Genomic DNA, 16493 nt, shown 5'->3' with positions numbered 1-16493 from the left:
GCCGAGCGGTCTCCGGGAGTTGACTTTTCCTACCCGCGGGTAACAGACTCGGGTTACCGTAAGTAACACGCACGTGCAACGCCGCTGGAGGGGACATGGCCGAGTTCACCATGGAGCTCAACGACGAACAGAAGGAGGTGCGGGACTGGCTGCACGGCTTCGCCGCCGACGTCATACGCCCCGCCGCCGCCGAATGGGACGAGCGTGAGGAGACTCCCTGGCCGGTCATCCAGGAAGCCGCCAAGGTCGGCATCTACTCCCTCGACTTCTACGCCCAGCAGTACTTCGACCCCACCGGCCTCGGCATCCCGATGGCCATGGAGGAGCTGTTCTGGGGCGACGCGGGCATCGCCCTGTCCATCGTCGGCACCGGTCTCGCCGCCGTCGGCGTCCTCGCCAACGGCACCGAGGAGCAGATCGGCACCTGGATCCCCCAGATGTACGGCGACGTCAACGATGTCAAGGTGGCCGCCTTCTGCTCCTCCGAGCCCGACGCCGGCTCCGACGTCGCCTCGATGCGTACCCGTGCGGTGTACGACGAGGCCAAGGACGAGTGGGTCCTCAACGGCACCAAGACCTGGGCGACCAACGGCGGCATCGCCAACGTCCACGTGGTCGTCGCCGTCGTCGACCCGGAGCTCGGCTCCAAGGGACACGCCTCCTTCATCGTCCCGCCGGCCACCCCCGGCCTCTCCCAGGGCCAGAAGTTCAAGAAGCACGGCATCCGCGCCTCGCACACCGCCGAGGTCGTCCTGGAGGACGTCAGGGTGCCCGGTTCCTGCCTCCTCGGCGGCAAGCAGAAGCTGGACGAGCGGCTGGCGCGCGCCCGCGAGCGGGCCAAGGCGGGCGGGGAGCGCGTGAAGAACGCGGCGATGGCCACGTTCGAGGCTTCACGGCCGGCCGTCGGTGCGATGGCCGTCGGTACGGCCCGTGCCGCGTACGAGGTGGCCCTCGACTACGCCAAGACGCGTGAGCAGTTCGGCCGTCCGATCATCGACAACCAGGGCGTGGCCTTCCAGCTCGCCGACATGCGGACGTCCATCGACGCGGCGCGGCTGCTGGTCTGGCGGGCGTCCTGGATGGCGATCAACGGCAAGCAGTTCACAGCCGCCGAGGGCTCGATGTCGAAGCTGTTCGCCAGCGAGACGGCCAAGACGGTGACGGCTCAGGCGGTTCAGATCCTGGGCGGGAACGGCTACACGCGGGAGTACCCGGTGGAGCGGATGCACCGGGACGCCGCGATCTACACCATCTTCGAGGGCACCAGCGAGATCCAGCGCCTGGTGATCGCCCGCACCTTGTCGGGGATGCCGATCCGGTAGCGCGTAGGGGACTGGGCGCCTCTGAGGTGACCGGCTCACCAGGTGACGGGGAGGGCTTCCGGCCCGCGGATCAAGGTGCCCTTCTTGAAGGGGACTTCCTTCGGCGGCACGGCGAGCTTCAGCCCCGGCACGCGGTCCAGCAGCGCGTCGACCAGCAGCTCGGACTCCAGCCGGGCAAGCAGGCCACCGGGGCAGGAGTGCGGGCCGAAACCGAAGGACGCGTGGGGATTCGGGCTTCGGGAGAAGTCGATCGTCTCCGGATAGGGGAAGACGTCCGGATCCCGGTTCGCGGAAAGGTACGACACGTAGATCGCATCGCCCGCCCGGATCCGTACGCCCCTGATTCCCACGTCCTCCAGGGCGATCCGGGACAGTCCGACCGCGTTGCGGTGCGGGATGTAGCGCAGCAGCTCGTCGATGGCCCGCGGGCGGATCTCCGGCTCGCGGCGCAGCCGTTCGGCCAGGTCCGGGCGGGTCAGCAGGATGTAGAACAGCTGGCCGCTGTTGTCGGTGACCGCCTCGCCGCCGATCTGGAGCAGCACCGCGAGCCCCACGGCCTGTTCCAGCGTCACTTCGCCACGGCCCACGGCGGCGCCCAGCAGCGAGGTGACGTCCTCGCCGGTGCCGCCCTCCCGCAGGGCGATGAGGTCCGAGAAGTAGGCGCCCATCTCGGCTCTCGCCTTCTCGCCGGCCCGGGCGCCGTGCGGGGAGGTCAGGATCAGCCGGGTCCAGGTGTGCATGCCGTGCCGGTCGGCCGCCGGGACACCCAGCACCTCGCAGATCACGGCGACGGGGAAGGGGGTCAGCACGGCCGCCGACAGGTCGGCCGGCGGGCCGTCCTGAAGCAGCTCGTCGACCAGCTCGTCCAGCATCCGGCGGGACTTCTCGCGCATCCGCTCCACGCCCTTCGCCGAGAAGGCGGCGGCGACCGATCCGCGCAGCCGGGTGTGGTCGGGCGGGTCCAGGAAACCGACCGAGCCACGGGCCGGGGCGAAGTGCGGGGCGAGCCGGGTGACCGGCCGCTCCAGGACGGCCTCGCGGCTGAACCGGGGGTCGTCGGCCACCGTGCGCACGTCCTCGTAGCGGGTGACCAGCCAGGCCCAGCCCTCGCCGTCGGGCAGCTGGATGCGAGTGATCGGGCCCTCGCGCATCAGCTCGGTCAGGACGGGGTCGAAGTCCACGCCGGTCAGGTCGAGCGCCGGCCAGTGCCGGATGGGGGGCAGGATCTCGGTGATCGTCTCTTCGGTCATCTCACGCCGTCTCGTCGGGGCGCTGCCAGCGGCCCAGGTGTGGTCCCCGTTCACGATCCCCCGAGGGGGCGACGATCTCGCGCGGAACTGCTCCGTATCGGGGACCCCGAGGCGCTGCGGAAGGCGATCGCTATCCGGTCTGCCCGCTGCTGTGCGCGATGCACGCCACGTCGATACGGTCGGCCAGCTTGGCCAACTCGATGGTCAGCGCGGCCACCGTGTCCTCGTCGAGCCCGTCCTCCCCGGCTTCGACGAGATGCAGCCACCGGCCGCCCACCGTCCGCAACAACTTGCTGACATCGGCGGCAGCCACCTGCAAGGTCCCGCGGTCGTCGACGATCAGAGGCAGAGTCACTTCGCGGTTCACAAAGGGGATCGTAGCTGCGGCAGCCTCACGCTCCGTGCCATACGGTGGTGATGTTGCAGAACTCCCGGATTCCGTGCCCGGACAGCTCACGCCCGTACCCGGACCGCTTGACCCCGCCGAACGGGAAGGCCGGGTGGGACGCCGTCATCCCGTTGACATACACGGCACCCGCCTCCAGGTCCCGTACGAAACGGTCGACCTCGGTGTCGTCCCGCGTCCACACGTTGGAACTCAGCCCGAACGGCGAGTCGTTGGCGATCAGCACGGCCTCGTCCAGGTCGGCGGCCCGGTACAGCGTGGCGACCGGCCCGAACGCCTCCTCGCGGTGGATGCGCATCTCGCGGTTGATGCCGGCGAGGACGGTCGGCGGGTAGTACCAGCCGGCCCCGTCGGGCCGCTCGCCCCCGCAGAGCACGTTCGCGCCACCGCGCCGGGCGTCGTCGACGAGTTCCTCCAGGTCGGCCCGGCCCTGTGCGCTCGCGAGCGGTCCGACCTCCGTCTCGTCCTCCAGGGGGTCGCCGATCTGCAGCGCCTTCATGCCCTCGACGAACCGCTCGGTGAACGCGTCGTACACGTCCGTGTGCACGATGAACCGCTTGGCGGCGATGCACGACTGCCCGTTGTTCTGCACCCGCGCGGTCACCGCCACCTGGGCGGCGCGGTCGATGTCCGCGGACGGCATCACGACGTACGGGTCGCTGCCGCCCAGCTCCAGCACCGTCTTCTTGACCATGTCCCCGGCGGTGGACGCGACCGCCCGGCCCGCGGGCTCGCTGCCCGTGAGGGTGGCCGCCTTGATCCGCTCGTCGCGCAGGATCTCGTCGACCGCCGCGGAGCCGACGAGGAGGGTCTGGAAACAGCCCTCGGGGAAGCCCGCCCGGTGGAACAGGTCCTCCAGGTACAGGGCGGTCTGCGGCACGTTCGAGGCGTGCTTGAGCAGGCCCACGTTGCCCGCCATCAGCGCGGGTGCCGCGAACCGGACCACCTGCCACAGCGGGAAGTTCCAGGGCATCACCGCGAGCACCGGGCCCATCGGCCGGTAGCGGACCAGGGCGCGGGAGGCACCGGAGTCCTTGACGTCGGCGGCGGCGGGTTCCTCGTCGGCGAGCAGCTCCTCGGCGTGGTCGGCGTACCAGCGCATCGCTTTCGCACACTTCCCGGCCTCGGCGCGGGCCTGCCTGACCGGCTTGCCCATCTCGGTAGTCATGACACGGGCGATGTCCTGCTGGTCCTCGTCGAGGAGATCGGCGGCCCGGTGCAGGAGGCGGGCGCGCTCGGCGAAGGACGTCGCCCGGTAGGTGCGGAACGTGGCCTGCGCGAGCTGGAGCCGGCGCTCGACCTCCTCCTCGCCCATGGCCTCGTACGTCTTGAGTGTCTCGCCGTTCGCCGGGTTGACCGTTGCGATGGGCATGGCTGACCTTCCTGGGGACGAACTGTGTTTCCGACCTTCCCGCGCGGCGGTGGGGACCGCAACGCGTAGGCCTCCGCTCAGGCCGAGTGCTCCGCCAGCCGGTCGAGAAACGCGGCCTGCGCCTTGACGATCACGGCCCGGGCACGGTCCAGGCCGAACCACTCCACCCGGTCCAGCTCCGGGAACTCCCGGGTCTGCCCGGACTTCGGGGGCCACTCCATCCGGAAGGTGCCCGGGGTGACGGCGGCCGGATCGAGGTCCGCCTCGATCGCCCACACCGTCACGATCTTGCCGCCGGTCTGCCGGACCTCGCCGAGCGGTACGGCCTCGCCGTCGGGCGGCGGCAGCCCCAGCTCCTCCTGGAACTCGCGGCGGGCCGCTTCCCAGGAGGGCTCGTCCGGGTCGTACTCGCCCTTCGGCACGGTCCACGCTCCCGCGTCGCGCCGCGCGAAGAAGGGGCCGCCCATGTGGCCGAGCAACACCTGAGGGCCGTGGTCGGTGTGGCGGAACAGCAGCAGGCCCGCGCTGCGCTTCCCGGTCACGGGGAGACCTCCGGATGGGCTGCCAGCAGCCTCTCCACCGTGTCCGCCTCCGCCGGGCGCTTGTCCTCGCGGTAGCGGACCACGCGGGCGAAGCGGAGGGTGACGCCGGCCGGGTAGCGGGTGGACCTCTGCAGGCCGTCGTAGGCGATCTCGACGACGAGTTCGGGGCGTACGGTCACCACGTAGCCGTCGGTGTCCAGGGCCAGTTCCTGGAGCCGCTCGGTCTGCCAGGTCAGCATCGCGTCGGTCATGCCCTTGAAGGTCTTGCCGAGCATCGCGAAGGAGCCGTCCGCCGTGCGGGCGCCGAGGTGCAGGTTGGACAGCTTGCCGGTGCGGCGGCCGTGGCCCCACTCGGCGGCCAGGACGACCAGGTCGAGGGTGTGGACGGGCTTGACCTTCAGCCAGGACGCGCCACGCCGGCCCGCGCTGTAGGGCGCGTCGAGGGACTTCACGACGACGCCCTCGTGACCACGCCGCAGTGTCTCGGCAAGGAACTCCTCGGCCGCGTGCACGTCCTGCGGCCCGGACACCAGCGTCCGGCGCACCCGCATCGGCTCGGGCACCAGCCGGGCCAGTTCCGCGTGCCGTTCGGCGAACGGCAGGTCGAGCAGGTCGCGGTCGTCGACGGACAGGGCGTCGAAGAAGACGGGGGAGACGGGGACGGCCTCGGCCGCCGTCGTCACGTCCACGCGGGAGCCCACACGGCCCGCGGTCTCCTGGAAGGAGCGGGGGCGGCCGTCCGCGTCGAAGGCGATGACCTCGCCGTCCAGGATGAAGCGCTCGCCCCGCAACTCCAGGGCGGCCGAGGTCAGTTCGGGCAGGCGGTCGGTGATGTCGTCCAGGGTGCGGGTGTACAGCCGTACGGCGCTGCCGTCCCGGTGCACCTGGACGCGGATGCCGTCCAGCTTCTCCTCGACCGCGCAGGAACCCAGCTTCTCGACCGCCTCGGCCACCGAGGAGGCGCTGTGCGCCAGCATCGGCAGGACCGGGCGGCCGACGGTCAGCCGGAACCGGGCCAGGGCGGCGGGACCGTCCGCGAGCAGGGCCCCGGCCACCGTCTGGAGCGAGCCCGCGAGCATCACGGCCCGCCGTACGTCCGCCGACGGGGCCTCGGTCGCCTGGGCGAGCCCTTCGATCGCGACCGCGTCCAGCGCGCCCTGCCGTACCTCGCCGCTGATCAGCCCGAGCAGGAACCGCTGCTCGTCCGCCGTGGCAGCGCCCATCAGCTCGCCGACCAGCCGGGCCCGCTCGGCCAGCGAGCCGGCGCCCGAGACCTTGCCGAGCGCGCTCAGCAGCACGTCCACCTCGCGCACGCTCAGGGTGGGCTCGGCGGCAGGGGCGACCGGGCGGCTCAGCACCTTCCAGCCGACACCGAGCCGGCCCTGCGGCAGGCGGCCCGCCAGATACGGGATGACGATCGGCACGTCCGCCGCCTCGGCGTCCCGGAAGAGCTCGGCGAGGAGCGCGATCTTCCGGGAGCGCGCCGAGGTCGCGGCGACCTCCTGGGACACCTGGGCCAGCCGGGTCAGCAGCATGCAGCCATGGTGCACCGGACGTGGGCTCTCTACACCCGGACGGCCGCGACGGCCGCGTCCAGGTCCGTCATCAACAGCTCGCCGTTGATCGTGGCGCCCGCCCGGTAGCCGCCGGCCGCCGCGTTCACGACCTGCTCCGCGAAGCCCGTCGCGTTGCCCGCGGACCACACACCGGGCACGCTCGTCAGGCCCGTCTCGTCGACGACGGGGTACGCGCCGAACGGTGTCTCCCGCAGCTCGGCGCCCAGGCGCCGGAGCAGATCGGTCTGCGGGACGGCCCGGGGCGCCACGAACAGCACCTCGCGGTCGTGCGTGGTGCCGTCCGTGAGCCGGACTCCGGTGAGCCGGTCGTCCCGCGTGACCAGTCCGGAGACCTCGCCGGGGACCACCCTGACCCCGGCCGCCGCCAGCCTGCGCAGGTCGTCGTCCGACAGTTCCTGCTCGGCGACGGTGTGCAGGAAGAAGCTCACGTCCTTCGACCACTGGGACACGATCAACGCCTGGTGCACGCTCATCGGGGTGGTGGCGAGCACGCCGAACGCCTGGTCGCGGACCTCCCAGCCGTGGCAGTACGGGCAGTGCAGGACATCGCGCCCGAAGCGCTCGGCGAGGCCCGGGACGGCGGGCAGTTCGTCCTTGAGGCCGGTGGCGATCACGAGCCGTCGGGCGCGCACGGTGCGCCCGCTCGCCAGGTCCACGGTGAAGCCCTCGGCGACGTCGGCCACCCGGTCCCGGACGAGCTCGACGCCGTACCGCGCGATCTCCTCGCGGCCGGCCGCCAGGAAGTCGGCCGGGGACATGCCGTCCCGGGACAGATAGCCCTGCATGTGCGCGGCGGGAGCGTTGCGCGGTTCGCCCGCGTCGACGACCAGCGTGTGGCGCCGGGCCCGGCCCAGGACCAGCGCGGCGGACAGCCCGGCCGCGCCGCCGCCGACGACGACCACTTCGTAGTTCTCGGTCATTGGTGACCACCTCCACTGAGACAGTCGCTCTCCCGCTGCCGCATTGACAAATGTGTTTGCCGAAACTGCAATGGAAGCCATGAGTGACGACGACATGGACGAGGTCCTCGCCGAGGTCGGCCCGAGGCTGCGGCGGATCCGGAAGGAGCGGCAGGCCACGCTGGCCGGGCTGTCCGAGGTGACCGGCATCTCGGTGAGCACGCTGTCCCGGCTGGAGTCGGGGCTGCGCAAGCCCAGCCTGGAGCTGCTGCTGCCGATCGCGCGGGCCCACGAGGTGGCGCTGGACGAGCTGGTGGGCGCGCCGTCGGTGCGCGATCCGCGGGTGCGGGCCGCACCGATCTCCCGGCACGGGCGCACCTACTGGCCGCTCACCCGCCAGCCCGGCGGACTCCAGGCCTTCAAGGTGCTGGTGCCGCAGGCGAACGAGGAACCGGAGCCGCGGACCCATGAGGGCTACGAGTGGCTGTACGTGCTGTCGGGGCGGCTCCGGCTCGTGCTGGGCGGGCATGATGCCGTTCTGACGGCCGGGGAGGTCGTCGAGTTCGACACCCGGGTGCCGCACTGGTTCGGGTCGACGGGGGAGGGGCCGGCGGAGTTCCTCAGCCTGTTCGGACCGCAGGGCGAGCGGATCCACGTACGGGCGCGGCCCAAGCGGTCGTGACGCATCCGACTGTTCCCTGATCGGCAAGCGACCGCTTAGTATGCGGAGGACCCGGTCAGACGACGCAGTCCCGTGAGTCCCGTGGAGGCCCCGCATGCAGGCATGGCAAGTGCACGAGAACGGCGAGCCGGGCGAGGTGATGCGCCTCGCCGACGTGGCGCGGCCCACGCCCGGTGACGGCCAGGTCCTGCTGAAGGTGCGTGCCGCGAACATCAACTTCCCGGACGTGCTCATGGTCCGGGGCCACTACCAGGTCAGGCCGCCACTGCCGTTCACGCCGGGCGTGGAGATCTGCGGCGAGACCGAGGACGGGCGGCGGGTCATCGCCAACCCCGCGCTGCCGTACGGCGGTTTCGCCGAGTACGCCGTCGCGGACGCCGCCGCTCTGCTGGCCGCCCCCGACTCGCTGGACGACGCCGAGGCCGCCGCCCTGCACATCGGCTACCAGACGGGCTGGTTCGGTCTGCACCGGCGGGCCCGCCTGGAAGCCGGCGAGACGCTGCTCGTCCACGCTGCCGCCGGAGGGGTCGGCAGCGCGGCCGTGCAGCTCGGCAAGGCGGCCGGCGCGACCGTGATCGGTGTCGTGGGCGGCACCGACAAGGCCGCCGTCGCCCGGGAGTCGGGCTGTGACGTGGTGATCGACCGGCATAGCGAGAACGTCATCGCCGCCGTGAAGGAGGCCACCGGCGGCCGGGGGGCCGACGTGATCTACGACCCCGTCGGCGGCGAGGCCTACGCCCAGTCGGCCAAGGTCGTCGCCTTCGAGGGCCGGATCGTCGTCGTCGGCTTCGCGAGCGGGACGATCCCCAGCCCGTCGCTCAACCACCCGCTGGTGAAGAACTACTCGGTCCTCGGCCTGCACTGGGGCCTGTACAACACCAAGAACCCGAAACTGGTCCAGCACTGCCACGAACAGCTCACCGAGCTGACCGCCCGGGGCGCGATCAAGCCGCTGGTGAGCGAGCGCGTGCCGCTGGGCGGCGCCGCGGCGGCCGTGCAGCGGGTCGGCGACGGCGTCACCACCGGCCGGGTCGTCGTCGTCCCCGGACTCGCCGAAGGAGGCGCGGCATGACCGACGCAGCCGAACTCAGGCGCCGTACCGAGGAGTTGCTGGCCGCGTACCCGCCCGCGACCACCGACCGGACCAACTTCCTGAAGGCCCGCTTCGACGCCGGACTGGCGTGGGTGCACTACCCGGAGGGCCTCGGCGGGCTCGGCGCCCCGCGCTCCCTCCAGGCCGTGGTGGACGCCGAGCTGGAGGCCGCGGGCGCCCCCGACAACGACCCGCGGCGCATCGGCATCGGCCTCGGGATGGCCGCGCCGACGATCCTCGGCTACGGCACGGGGGAGCAGAAGCAGCGGTACCTGCGGCCACTGTGGGTGGGGGAGGAGGTCTGGTGCCAGCTGTTCAGCGAGCCCGGCGCCGGATCCGACCTCGCCGCGCTCGGGACCCGGGCCGTCCGAGAGGGCGACGACTGGGTGGTGAACGGGCAGAAGGTGTGGACGTCCAGCGCCCACCTCGCTCGCTGGGCCATCCTCATCGCCCGGACCGACCCGGACGTGCCCAAGCACCGGGGCATCACCTACTTCATCTGCGACATGACCGACCCGGGTGTCGAGGTCCGGCCGCTGCGCCAGATCACCGGCGAGGCCGAGTTCAACGAGGTGTTCCTCACCGACGTCCGCATCCCCGACTCCCGCCGCCTCGGCGAGGTCGGCGACGGCTGGCGGGTCGCGCAGACCACGCTGAACAACGAACGCGTCGCCATCGGCGGCATGCGGCTGCCCCGCGAGGGCGGCATGATCGGCCCCGTCTCCAGGACCTGGCGCGAACGCCCCGAACTGCGCACCCACGACCTCCACCAGCGACTGCTCAAGCTCTGGGTCGAGGCCGAGGTCGCCCGCCTCACCGGCGAACGGCTGCGCCAGCAGCTCGTCGCCGGCCAGCCCGGCCCCGAGGGCTCCGGCATGAAGCTCGCGTTCGCCCGTCTCAACCAGGAGATCAGCGGCCTGGAGGTCGAACTCCTCGGTGAGGAGGGCCTGTTGTACGAGGACTGGACCATGCGCCGACCGGAGCTGGTCGACTTCACGGGACGCGACGCCGGCTACCGCTACCTCCGTTCCAAGGGCAACAGCATCGAGGGCGGGACCACCGAGGTCCTGCTGAACATCGTCGCCGAGCGCGTCCTGGGCCTGCCCTCCGAGCCGCGCACCGACAAGGACGTCGCCTGGAAGGACCTGGCCCGATGACGGATCTTCTCTACTCGGAGGAGGAGGACGCGCTGCGCGCCGCCGTCCGCGACCTGCTCACGGACCACTGCGACGCCGCGGGCGTGATCGCCCGCACCGAGACCGGCGCACCGCACGACCGCTCGCTGTGGAAGGCGCTCGCCGACGGCATGGGCCTCGCCGGGCTCCTGGTGCCCGAGGCGCAGGGCGGCCAGGGCGCCTCGCACCGCGAGGCCGCCGTCGTCCTCGAGGAGTTGGGGCGCGCGGTCGCCCCCGTGCCCTACCTGACCAGCGCCGTCGTCGCCACCGAGGCACTGCTGGTGTGCGGGGCCGACGACCTGCTCGCCGAGTTGGCGTCCGGCCGGCGCATCGGCGTCCTCGCCGTCGCCCTGAGCGTCGCCCCGGGCGGCGCCCACAAGGCCGTACGCCTGGAAGGCGGCACCCTGCACGGGAAGCTGACCGGCATCGCGGACGCGGCGGCAGCCGATGTGCTGCTCGTGCCCGCCGAGGACGGCGGGCTGTACGCGGTCGACGCGGACGCGGTGACCGTCGCCCCGCAGGTCTCGCTGGACCTGACCCGGCCGCTCGCGACCGTCACCCTCGACGGGGCTTCGGCCCGTCGCATCGGGGAGGCCGAGCCGGCCGTACGACGGGCGCTGCGGGCCGGAGCCGGGCTGCTCGCCTCCGAGCAACTGGGGCTGGCCGAATGGTCGCTGACGGAGACGGTCCGGTACCTCAAGGAGCGCAAGCAGTTCAACCGGCCCGTCGGCGGGTTCCAGGCGCTCAAGCACCGGCTCGCCCAGCTGTGGCTGGAGGTCGTCAACCTGCGTGCCGCCGCTCGCCATGCGGCGGACGCACTCGCGACCGGCGAGGACGCGGACGTGGCGGTCGCCGTCGCCCAGGCGTACGCGGCCTCCGTCGCCGTGCACGCGGCCGAGGAGGCCGTCCAGCTGCACGGCGGGATCGGCATGACCTGGGAGCACCCGGCCCACCTGTACCTGAAGCGGTCCAAGGCCGACTCGATCGCGTACGGGACGGCCGGCGCGCACCGGGAGGCGGTGGCCGAACTCGTCGGCCTCCAAGCCCCCTGACATCCACCGGAAAGAGCCCGCCCCACCTGGGGCGGGCTCTTTCGCGTGCTCCGCCCGGACGAAGTGAACGGACAGCGGCAGTCCGGCCAACTCCTCTCCCGGCACTGCTCCTTGGGCCCTTGAGGAACGCATACTCTCTGCGGTCCCGTAAGGCCTACCAGGGAGGCAGAGCATGGCCCTCACCACCCGTCGCAGAGCCCTCACCACCCTCGGCGCCGCCCTCGCGGGCACGGTCGCCCTGCCCGCCGCCAGTGCGCTGGCCGGCGAACAGAGGCACCGCCCGCGGCCGTTGTGGCGCGCCCACGCCCACAACGACTACGAGCACCCGCGCCCCCTCCTCGACGCCCTCGACCACCGCTTCGGCAGCGTGGAGGCCGACATCTTTCTCGTCGGCGACCAGCTCCTCGTCGCCCACGACCCGGTCGACCTCGACCCGGCCCGCACCCTCGAATCCCTCTACCTCGACCCCCTCGCCGCCCGCGTCAGGTCCAACCACGGCTCCGTCTACCGGCGTCACCGCAGGCCCCTGCAACTGCTCATCGACATCAAGACCGAGGGCTCGTCGACGTATCTCGAACTCGACCGGCATCTGCGGCGCTACAAGCACCTGTTCACGACCTACGTCCACGGCCGCGTCCTGCCCGGCGCGGTCACCGCCGTGATCTCCGGGGACCGCGCCGCCCGTACACCCATGGAGGCGCAGACCGTCCGGCGCGCCTTCTACGACGGCCGGCTCGCCGACCTCGGCACCTCGGCACCGGCCTCGTTCGTCCCGCTGATCAGCGACAACTGGACGCTCAACTTCACCTGGCGGGGCGTGGGCGCCTTCCCGGACACCGAACGGCAGAAGCTGCGGACCATCGTGCGGACGGCCCACGCACGCGGGCAGAGGGTCCGGTTCTGGGCCACCCCGGACGTGGCCGGCCCCGCCCGGGACGCCCTGTGGGCCGAACTGCTCGCCGCCGACGTCGACCACCTCAACACCGACGACCTCGCCGGACTGGAAGCCTTCCTGGACGCCCACCGGTAGACACGGACATCACACGTTCGGAGGACAGGTCAGCCGCCCGGACGAAGCCTCCACTACGCCACACTTGCGGCCGAAAGCCGTGAACCGGGCGTGGTGGAGGAGGTTGACGATGGCGATTTCCATCTCTGTGGTGATGCTACTGCTGATCCTGGCGGTGATCTTCCTGCGCAACGGCGGGCTGAAGGTCTCGCACGCGCTGGTGTGCCTGCTGCTCGGCTTCTCGCTGGCCAGTACGAGCATCGCCCCCACGATCAGCAGCGGCCTCACGGCGACGGCGGGCATCGTCAGCAGCCTGAGACCCTGACGCCGCGGCCCCTACGGCCCCTACGGCCCCTACGGCCCCTACGGCCTGGAGAAGATCCCGATGCCGTTCGGGACGCGGCGTTCCACACCGCCGGAGGGGTTGTTCCGTACGGCGACGGCGGTGGCGCCCGGCTCGCGGGTGACCAGGGTCGACGAGCCGCCGCCGTCCAGGCTGCAGCCGTGCACCGCACCCAGCTCCCGCAGGACTCGCGCCACTTCGGCGATCGTCAGGCCGGAGCGGTACTCGGGCGCCCCGTCCAGCGCGAGCAGCAGCAGGCGCCGCCCGCCGTCCGCGACCCCCACGGCCGTGCGTACGGCCGAGGTGGTGTCGTCGAGGCCCGGCAGCGGCCGGCCGTACCGGAGGACCGGGTAGCCGCCCAGCGCGAAGCGGAACGGAATCCGAGACGGGGACGCCACCAGCCGGTGCCGTACCGTCACCGCCTCGCCCGCGGACAGCTTCCGCAGCTGCTGCGCGCCCGCCTCGCGTCCGACGAGCACCGTGGTACCCGCGGCGACGGGCCCGCTGCCCGGGCGGGCCGCGGCCGACACGACCCGCCCGCCCCGGACCGTCACCTCGTGGGTGTCCGTACTGCACGGGGCGGCCCGTTCCGTGTCCGTGCCGCAGGTCGCCCGGACCCGTGAGGCGCTGCCCCAGTCCGAGGTGAACGCCCCGACCGACCCGACCGGCAGCGCGTACTGGTTCAGCCCGCCGAGCGGCAGCCGTCCCTGCGGGGTGCGGACCGAGCCGTCGAGGGCCAGCGCGCCGATCCGGACCCGGCGGTCGACGCCGACGCCGATCACGTCCTCGGTGCTCGTACCGGGCGGCAGCGCCGGACCGAACCGCTGCCCGTCCGGCACCGCCGCCTTGAGGGTGTGGCCCCTGGCGATCGCCGGTCCCACGCTCGCGCCGGTGGCCTCGACACCCGGGTGCTGCGCCTCGGTGATGTTGAAGAAGTCGCCGTTGACGCCCGCCACGGCGCCCGTCGCGTCGGCCAGTGCGGAGACGGTGGCCCGCGCGGCGACCGCCCCCGGGTACAGCAGGTCCACGCGGACGCGCGGGTTGCGCAGGTCGACGGTCAGGACGTGGGCGTGCGCGGGCCCCTTGGCCGCCGGGATGTCGAACTCCTGGTACCCGACACCCTCCGCGATCCGGGTGCGCGTCTGCCCGGCGCCGGCCGGTGCCGCCCCCACCAGGGCCGCACCGGCCAGCGTGCCGAGTGCCGTGAGCAGCGTCAGTGCCGATCTGCCCGCGCCGAACAGCCCTTGACGATGTGTCACAGTCCCCCCGAGGTCTCGTCAACTGTCCCAGGACTGAGGGGAAGTTCACCAGACGGCGAGCGCCGTCGGGGTGGCTAGGCGCCGATCACCCGCGAACGGGTGAGGAAACGCACCCCCTCGGGGGCCTCCAGAGAGAACCCGCTGCCGCGGCCCTCGACGACGTCCACGATCAGCCGGGTGTGGCTCCACACCTCGTACTGGCTCCGCGACATCCAGAACGTCACCGGCTCGTCCACCCCGGCCACGTCCAGCTCCGCGAGCAGCACGTCCGAGCCGCCGGTGCGGAACTCGCCGGCCGGATAGCACATGGGGGCGCTGCCGTCGCAGCAGCCGCCGGACTGATGGAACATCAGCGGACCGTGCGTCTCGCGCAGCCGGCGCAGCAGGTCGGCCGCGGCGGGGGTCAGCTGGACGCGGGGGGCCTCGTCGTGGACGAGTGGTGCGGATTCTTCGGGCATGGTCACCGAGTGCAGCACGGCGAAGGTTGCGAGGGGGTTGCGGGTCGGTCGCCGTACGGCGTGAAGTGCGCCGGCGTGTGGTCGATCGGCAGGTCCGGGCGCCAGGCGGTGAGGCCCTGGGCGCTGCACACGAACAGGTTCTCCGGCAGCCGGTCCAGCGGGAACCAGCGCCAGTCGCCGACGCGTTCGCCGGGCTGGTCGCCCGCCTCGCCGCGCCACGCCGTCACACGGGCGGCCACAGTGAGCCGTACGACACCGTCGACGTCGTCCAGGAGCGTGCCGAGGAGCCGTACGTCGGCCGGGCGGGCGTCGATCCCGGTCTCCTCACGAAGCTCCCGCACGACCGTCTCAGGAAGCGACTCGCCGGGTTCCACCGTGCCGCCGGGCAGTTCCCAGGTGCCCCTGCGGTGCCGGCCCAGCAGCAACCCGCGAGGCCCGTACAGGATGGCGCCGACACCGATCGCCGCGTGCGGGACCGGCGGCCGGGAGGTGCGGGGGCGCGACGAGACGCGGACGGGGCGGATGGCCCGGAAGACCCGGTAGGAGGCCTGGTTGCCCTCGTCCGGCGAGTCGAGGGCGTCGATGTGCTCGACCCGCAGGCCGTGCTCGGCGAGCAGGTCGGACCAGAGCTCCGGGGTGAGGACCCACATCCGCACGGTCGTCTCGCCGCCGCCGGCGAGCGGCAGGATCTCGGGCCGGGACGCGACGACGGACGAGGGACCGTCGCCGTGCGAGTTGGTGTGGAGCACGGTGAAACACAGCGTCCCGCCGGGCCTGAGCGCGCCGGCCAGGGCGGGCAGCAGCCGACGCGGATCGATGTACGGCACGGCGTTGACGGAGTAGACGACGTCGTATGGCTCGGCCGCACGCAGGTGTTCGACGGCGTCCGCCTGGACGAGCCGCAGGCCGGACAGCGAGCCGTAGCGGGCGCGCGCCCGTTCGCACTGACTCGGTGAGGAGTCGACCGCGTCCACGCGGGCGCCATGGGCACGGACGAGGTGCGCGGCGTGCCGGGCCGGGCCGCAGCCGAGGTCGAGGACACGCCGGCCTGACAGCTCGCCGAGGATCTCCTCCCCCGGCCCGGTGCCCCAAAAGCCCCAGTCGATCCGCTCCACCTCCGGCAACACGGTGCCGCGGCGCAGGTGATGGGTTCCGTACGCGTGCCACGCGTCGGCGTTGACCGACTCGGCCCCGTCGGGGGCGAAGGGGTGCGGGCCCGTCACGCGGTGGCCGTGGCGGTGAGGATGCGTACGTCCAGATCGGTCACCGAGGCCGCGGTGAGACGGGCCGTGAACTCCGCACGCAGGCTCTCGACGGCGGCCGGGTCCAGACCCTGCAGCAGGGCCCGGGTGCCGCTGCCCACGACCAGGTCCCATGCCGTGCCGGGTGTCAGGGGAACGGCCGGCCGCCGGGGCTCGACGTGCGCGGCGGTGAGGCCGAGGCCATGCAGCCAGGCGGTGAGCGTGTCGGTGGTGTCGATGCGGGCGCGCTGGGCCGTCTGCCGGGAGTCCGGCCAGGCCCGCTGGGTCTCCACAGCGCCCCTGAGCGCCCGCCACCAGCCGGCGAGGGCGCCCCTCTCCCACACCGTCACGGCCAGCCGCCCGCCGGGACGCAGCAGGCGGGCCAGGGCCGCGGTGTCCCGGTCCATGTCGGGGAGGAAGAACACCCCGAGCGCGCACTGCACCAGGTCGTAGCCGCCGTCGGGAGCGGGCCAGGCCGTGACGTCGTGACGGTGGAAGCGGACGTTCCCCAGCCCTTCCCGCCGGGCCCGGTCGGTGGCGATGTCCAGCAGTGCCCCCGACAGGTCGACCCCGTCGACCGAGCCGGCCGGGCCGACGGCACGCGCGGCGGGCAGCGCCGACGCCCCGGCCCCGCAGCAGGCGTCCAGCACCCGTTCCCCGGGGCCGGGCGCCGCCATGGCGACCGTCGCCTCCCCGACCGGATCCCACAGCAGCGGCGACCAGCGGTGGAACTCCTCGGAGCCCGCGCTGAACACGTCCGTGACGGTCGTCCCGGTCTGCTGCTGTGGTCCGGTCATGAGGGCGTCCTCTCCT

The 16493-nt window shown here is 72.6% G+C and carries 17 protein-coding genes; 7 read left to right on the top strand and 10 right to left on the bottom strand.

The genetic code is table 11. The annotated features are described in order from the left end of the window. Positions 1-95: 95 nt before the first annotated feature. The gene (locus KUM49_RS40940) at positions 96-1322 is read left to right on the top strand and encodes an acyl-CoA dehydrogenase family protein (protein ID WP_217242012.1); all 1227 of its coding nucleotides are present in this window, start codon (positions 96-98) and stop codon (positions 1320-1322) included. 35 nt (positions 1323-1357) lie between these two features. Here KUM49_RS40940 and KUM49_RS40935 read toward each other — a convergent pair whose 3' ends face one another. From KUM49_RS40935 to KUM49_RS40910, 6 genes are all read right to left on the bottom strand, one after another. Beyond that, positions 1358-2572 carry a cytochrome P450 gene (locus tag KUM49_RS40935; RefSeq protein WP_217242011.1) on the bottom strand — a complete coding sequence of 405 codons (1215 nt, stop codon included), beginning with the start codon at positions 2570-2572 and terminating at the stop codon, positions 1358-1360. 130 nt (positions 2573-2702) lie between these two features. Continuing rightward, positions 2703-2939 (bottom strand): DUF6213 family protein, encoded by a 237-nt coding sequence (locus KUM49_RS40930; RefSeq protein ID WP_053751099.1) that lies wholly within the window; start codon positions 2937-2939, stop codon positions 2703-2705. 25 nt (positions 2940-2964) lie between these two features. Then, the gene (locus KUM49_RS40925) at positions 2965-4350 is read right to left on the bottom strand and encodes an NADP-dependent succinic semialdehyde dehydrogenase (RefSeq protein ID WP_217242010.1); all 1386 of its coding nucleotides are present in this window, start codon (positions 4348-4350) and stop codon (positions 2965-2967) included. A gap of 77 nt (positions 4351-4427) precedes the next feature. After that, entirely contained in the window at positions 4428-4892 is a 465-nt protein-coding gene (locus tag KUM49_RS40920; RefSeq protein WP_217242009.1) for an NUDIX domain-containing protein, read from the bottom strand. Next, the gene (locus tag KUM49_RS40915) at positions 4889-6427 is read right to left on the bottom strand and encodes an ATP-dependent DNA ligase (protein WP_217242008.1); all 1539 of its coding nucleotides are present in this window, start codon (positions 6425-6427) and stop codon (positions 4889-4891) included. Before KUM49_RS40915 ends, KUM49_RS40920 begins: the two co-directional genes overlap by 4 nt. A gap of 29 nt (positions 6428-6456) precedes the next feature. Further along, the gene (locus KUM49_RS40910) at positions 6457-7389 is read right to left on the bottom strand and encodes an NAD(P)/FAD-dependent oxidoreductase (protein WP_217242007.1); all 933 of its coding nucleotides are present in this window, start codon (positions 7387-7389) and stop codon (positions 6457-6459) included. Positions 7390-7468: 79 nt separating this feature from the next. Between KUM49_RS40910 and KUM49_RS40905 the strand changes: the two genes are divergently transcribed. The 6 genes from KUM49_RS40905 to KUM49_RS40880 all read left to right on the top strand — a co-directional run bounded on the left by KUM49_RS40905 (position 7469) and on the right by KUM49_RS40880 (position 12704). Then, on the top strand, positions 7469-8050 hold the full coding sequence (locus tag KUM49_RS40905; protein ID WP_217242006.1) for a helix-turn-helix domain-containing protein: 582 nt from the start codon (positions 7469-7471) through the stop codon (positions 8048-8050). A gap of 94 nt (positions 8051-8144) precedes the next feature. Further along, positions 8145-9122 carry an NADPH:quinone oxidoreductase family protein gene (locus KUM49_RS40900; RefSeq protein ID WP_217242005.1) on the top strand — a complete coding sequence of 326 codons (978 nt, stop codon included), beginning with the start codon at positions 8145-8147 and terminating at the stop codon, positions 9120-9122. After that, entirely contained in the window at positions 9119-10300 is a 1182-nt protein-coding gene (locus tag KUM49_RS40895; protein WP_217242004.1) for an acyl-CoA dehydrogenase family protein, read from the top strand. Before KUM49_RS40900 ends, KUM49_RS40895 begins: the two co-directional genes overlap by 4 nt. Next, a complete protein-coding gene (locus KUM49_RS40890) occupies positions 10297-11370 on the top strand; it encodes an acyl-CoA dehydrogenase family protein (protein ID WP_217242003.1) in 1074 nt (357 codons plus the stop codon). The genes KUM49_RS40895 and KUM49_RS40890 overlap by 4 nt, the downstream gene beginning before the upstream one ends. A gap of 172 nt (positions 11371-11542) precedes the next feature. Next, on the top strand, positions 11543-12400 hold the full coding sequence (locus KUM49_RS40885; RefSeq protein WP_217242002.1) for a phosphatidylinositol-specific phospholipase C/glycerophosphodiester phosphodiesterase family protein: 858 nt from the start codon (positions 11543-11545) through the stop codon (positions 12398-12400). 109 nt (positions 12401-12509) lie between these two features. Continuing rightward, positions 12510-12704 (top strand): hypothetical protein, encoded by a 195-nt coding sequence (locus tag KUM49_RS40880; RefSeq protein WP_217242001.1) that lies wholly within the window; start codon positions 12510-12512, stop codon positions 12702-12704. Between the two features lie 38 nt (positions 12705-12742). Here KUM49_RS40880 and KUM49_RS40875 read toward each other — a convergent pair whose 3' ends face one another. The 4 genes from KUM49_RS40875 to KUM49_RS40860 form a co-directional block, all read right to left on the bottom strand. After that, positions 12743-13981 (bottom strand): phosphodiester glycosidase family protein, encoded by a 1239-nt coding sequence (locus tag KUM49_RS40875; RefSeq protein ID WP_217242000.1) that lies wholly within the window; start codon positions 13979-13981, stop codon positions 12743-12745. A gap of 74 nt (positions 13982-14055) precedes the next feature. Next, positions 14056-14439, bottom strand: coding sequence for a DUF779 domain-containing protein (locus KUM49_RS40870; RefSeq protein WP_217241999.1), 384 nt, complete (start codon positions 14437-14439; stop codon positions 14056-14058). Positions 14440-14441: 2 nt separating this feature from the next. Then, complete coding sequence (locus tag KUM49_RS40865; protein WP_374200267.1) at positions 14442-15662, bottom strand: NUDIX domain-containing protein; 1221 nt, start codon at positions 15660-15662, stop codon at positions 14442-14444. Then, complete coding sequence (locus tag KUM49_RS40860; RefSeq protein ID WP_217241998.1) at positions 15659-16477, bottom strand: class I SAM-dependent methyltransferase; 819 nt, start codon at positions 16475-16477, stop codon at positions 15659-15661. The genes KUM49_RS40865 and KUM49_RS40860 overlap by 4 nt, the downstream gene beginning before the upstream one ends. Positions 16478-16493 lie beyond the last annotated feature (16 nt).

It is taken from the genome of Streptomyces sp. AC555_RSS877, from assembly GCF_019049245.1.
Taxonomy (GTDB): domain Bacteria; phylum Actinomycetota; class Actinomycetes; order Streptomycetales; family Streptomycetaceae; genus Streptomyces.
This window is presented reverse-complemented; position numbering and strand designations above follow the sequence as displayed.

What these genes read in the sequence shown, in the direction of transcription:
- KUM49_RS40940 (WP_217242012.1), top strand. Translation starts at nt 96, where the DNA reads ATGGCCGAGTTCACCATGGAGCTCAACGACGAACAGAAGGAGGTGCGG.
- KUM49_RS40935 (WP_217242011.1), bottom strand. Translation starts at nt 2,572, where the DNA reads ATGACCGAAGAGACGATCACCGAGATCCTGCCCCCCATCCGGCACTGG.
- KUM49_RS40925 (WP_217242010.1), bottom strand. Translation starts at nt 4,350, where the DNA reads ATGCCCATCGCAACGGTCAACCCGGCGAACGGCGAGACACTCAAGACG.
- KUM49_RS40915 (WP_217242008.1), bottom strand. Translation starts at nt 6,427, where the DNA reads ATGCTGCTGACCCGGCTGGCCCAGGTGTCCCAGGAGGTCGCCGCGACC.
- KUM49_RS40910 (WP_217242007.1), bottom strand. Translation starts at nt 7,389, where the DNA reads ATGACCGAGAACTACGAAGTGGTCGTCGTCGGCGGCGGCGCGGCCGGG.
- KUM49_RS40905 (WP_217242006.1), top strand. Translation starts at nt 7,469, where the DNA reads ATGAGTGACGACGACATGGACGAGGTCCTCGCCGAGGTCGGCCCGAGG.
- KUM49_RS40900 (WP_217242005.1), top strand. Translation starts at nt 8,145, where the DNA reads ATGCAGGCATGGCAAGTGCACGAGAACGGCGAGCCGGGCGAGGTGATG.
- KUM49_RS40895 (WP_217242004.1), top strand. Translation starts at nt 9,119, where the DNA reads ATGACCGACGCAGCCGAACTCAGGCGCCGTACCGAGGAGTTGCTGGCC.
- KUM49_RS40890 (WP_217242003.1), top strand. Translation starts at nt 10,297, where the DNA reads ATGACGGATCTTCTCTACTCGGAGGAGGAGGACGCGCTGCGCGCCGCC.
- KUM49_RS40885 (WP_217242002.1), top strand. Translation starts at nt 11,543, where the DNA reads ATGGCCCTCACCACCCGTCGCAGAGCCCTCACCACCCTCGGCGCCGCC.
- KUM49_RS40880 (WP_217242001.1), top strand. Translation starts at nt 12,510, where the DNA reads ATGGCGATTTCCATCTCTGTGGTGATGCTACTGCTGATCCTGGCGGTG.
- KUM49_RS40870 (WP_217241999.1), bottom strand. Translation starts at nt 14,439, where the DNA reads ATGCCCGAAGAATCCGCACCACTCGTCCACGACGAGGCCCCCCGCGTC.
- KUM49_RS40860 (WP_217241998.1), bottom strand. Translation starts at nt 16,477, where the DNA reads ATGACCGGACCACAGCAGCAGACCGGGACGACCGTCACGGACGTGTTC.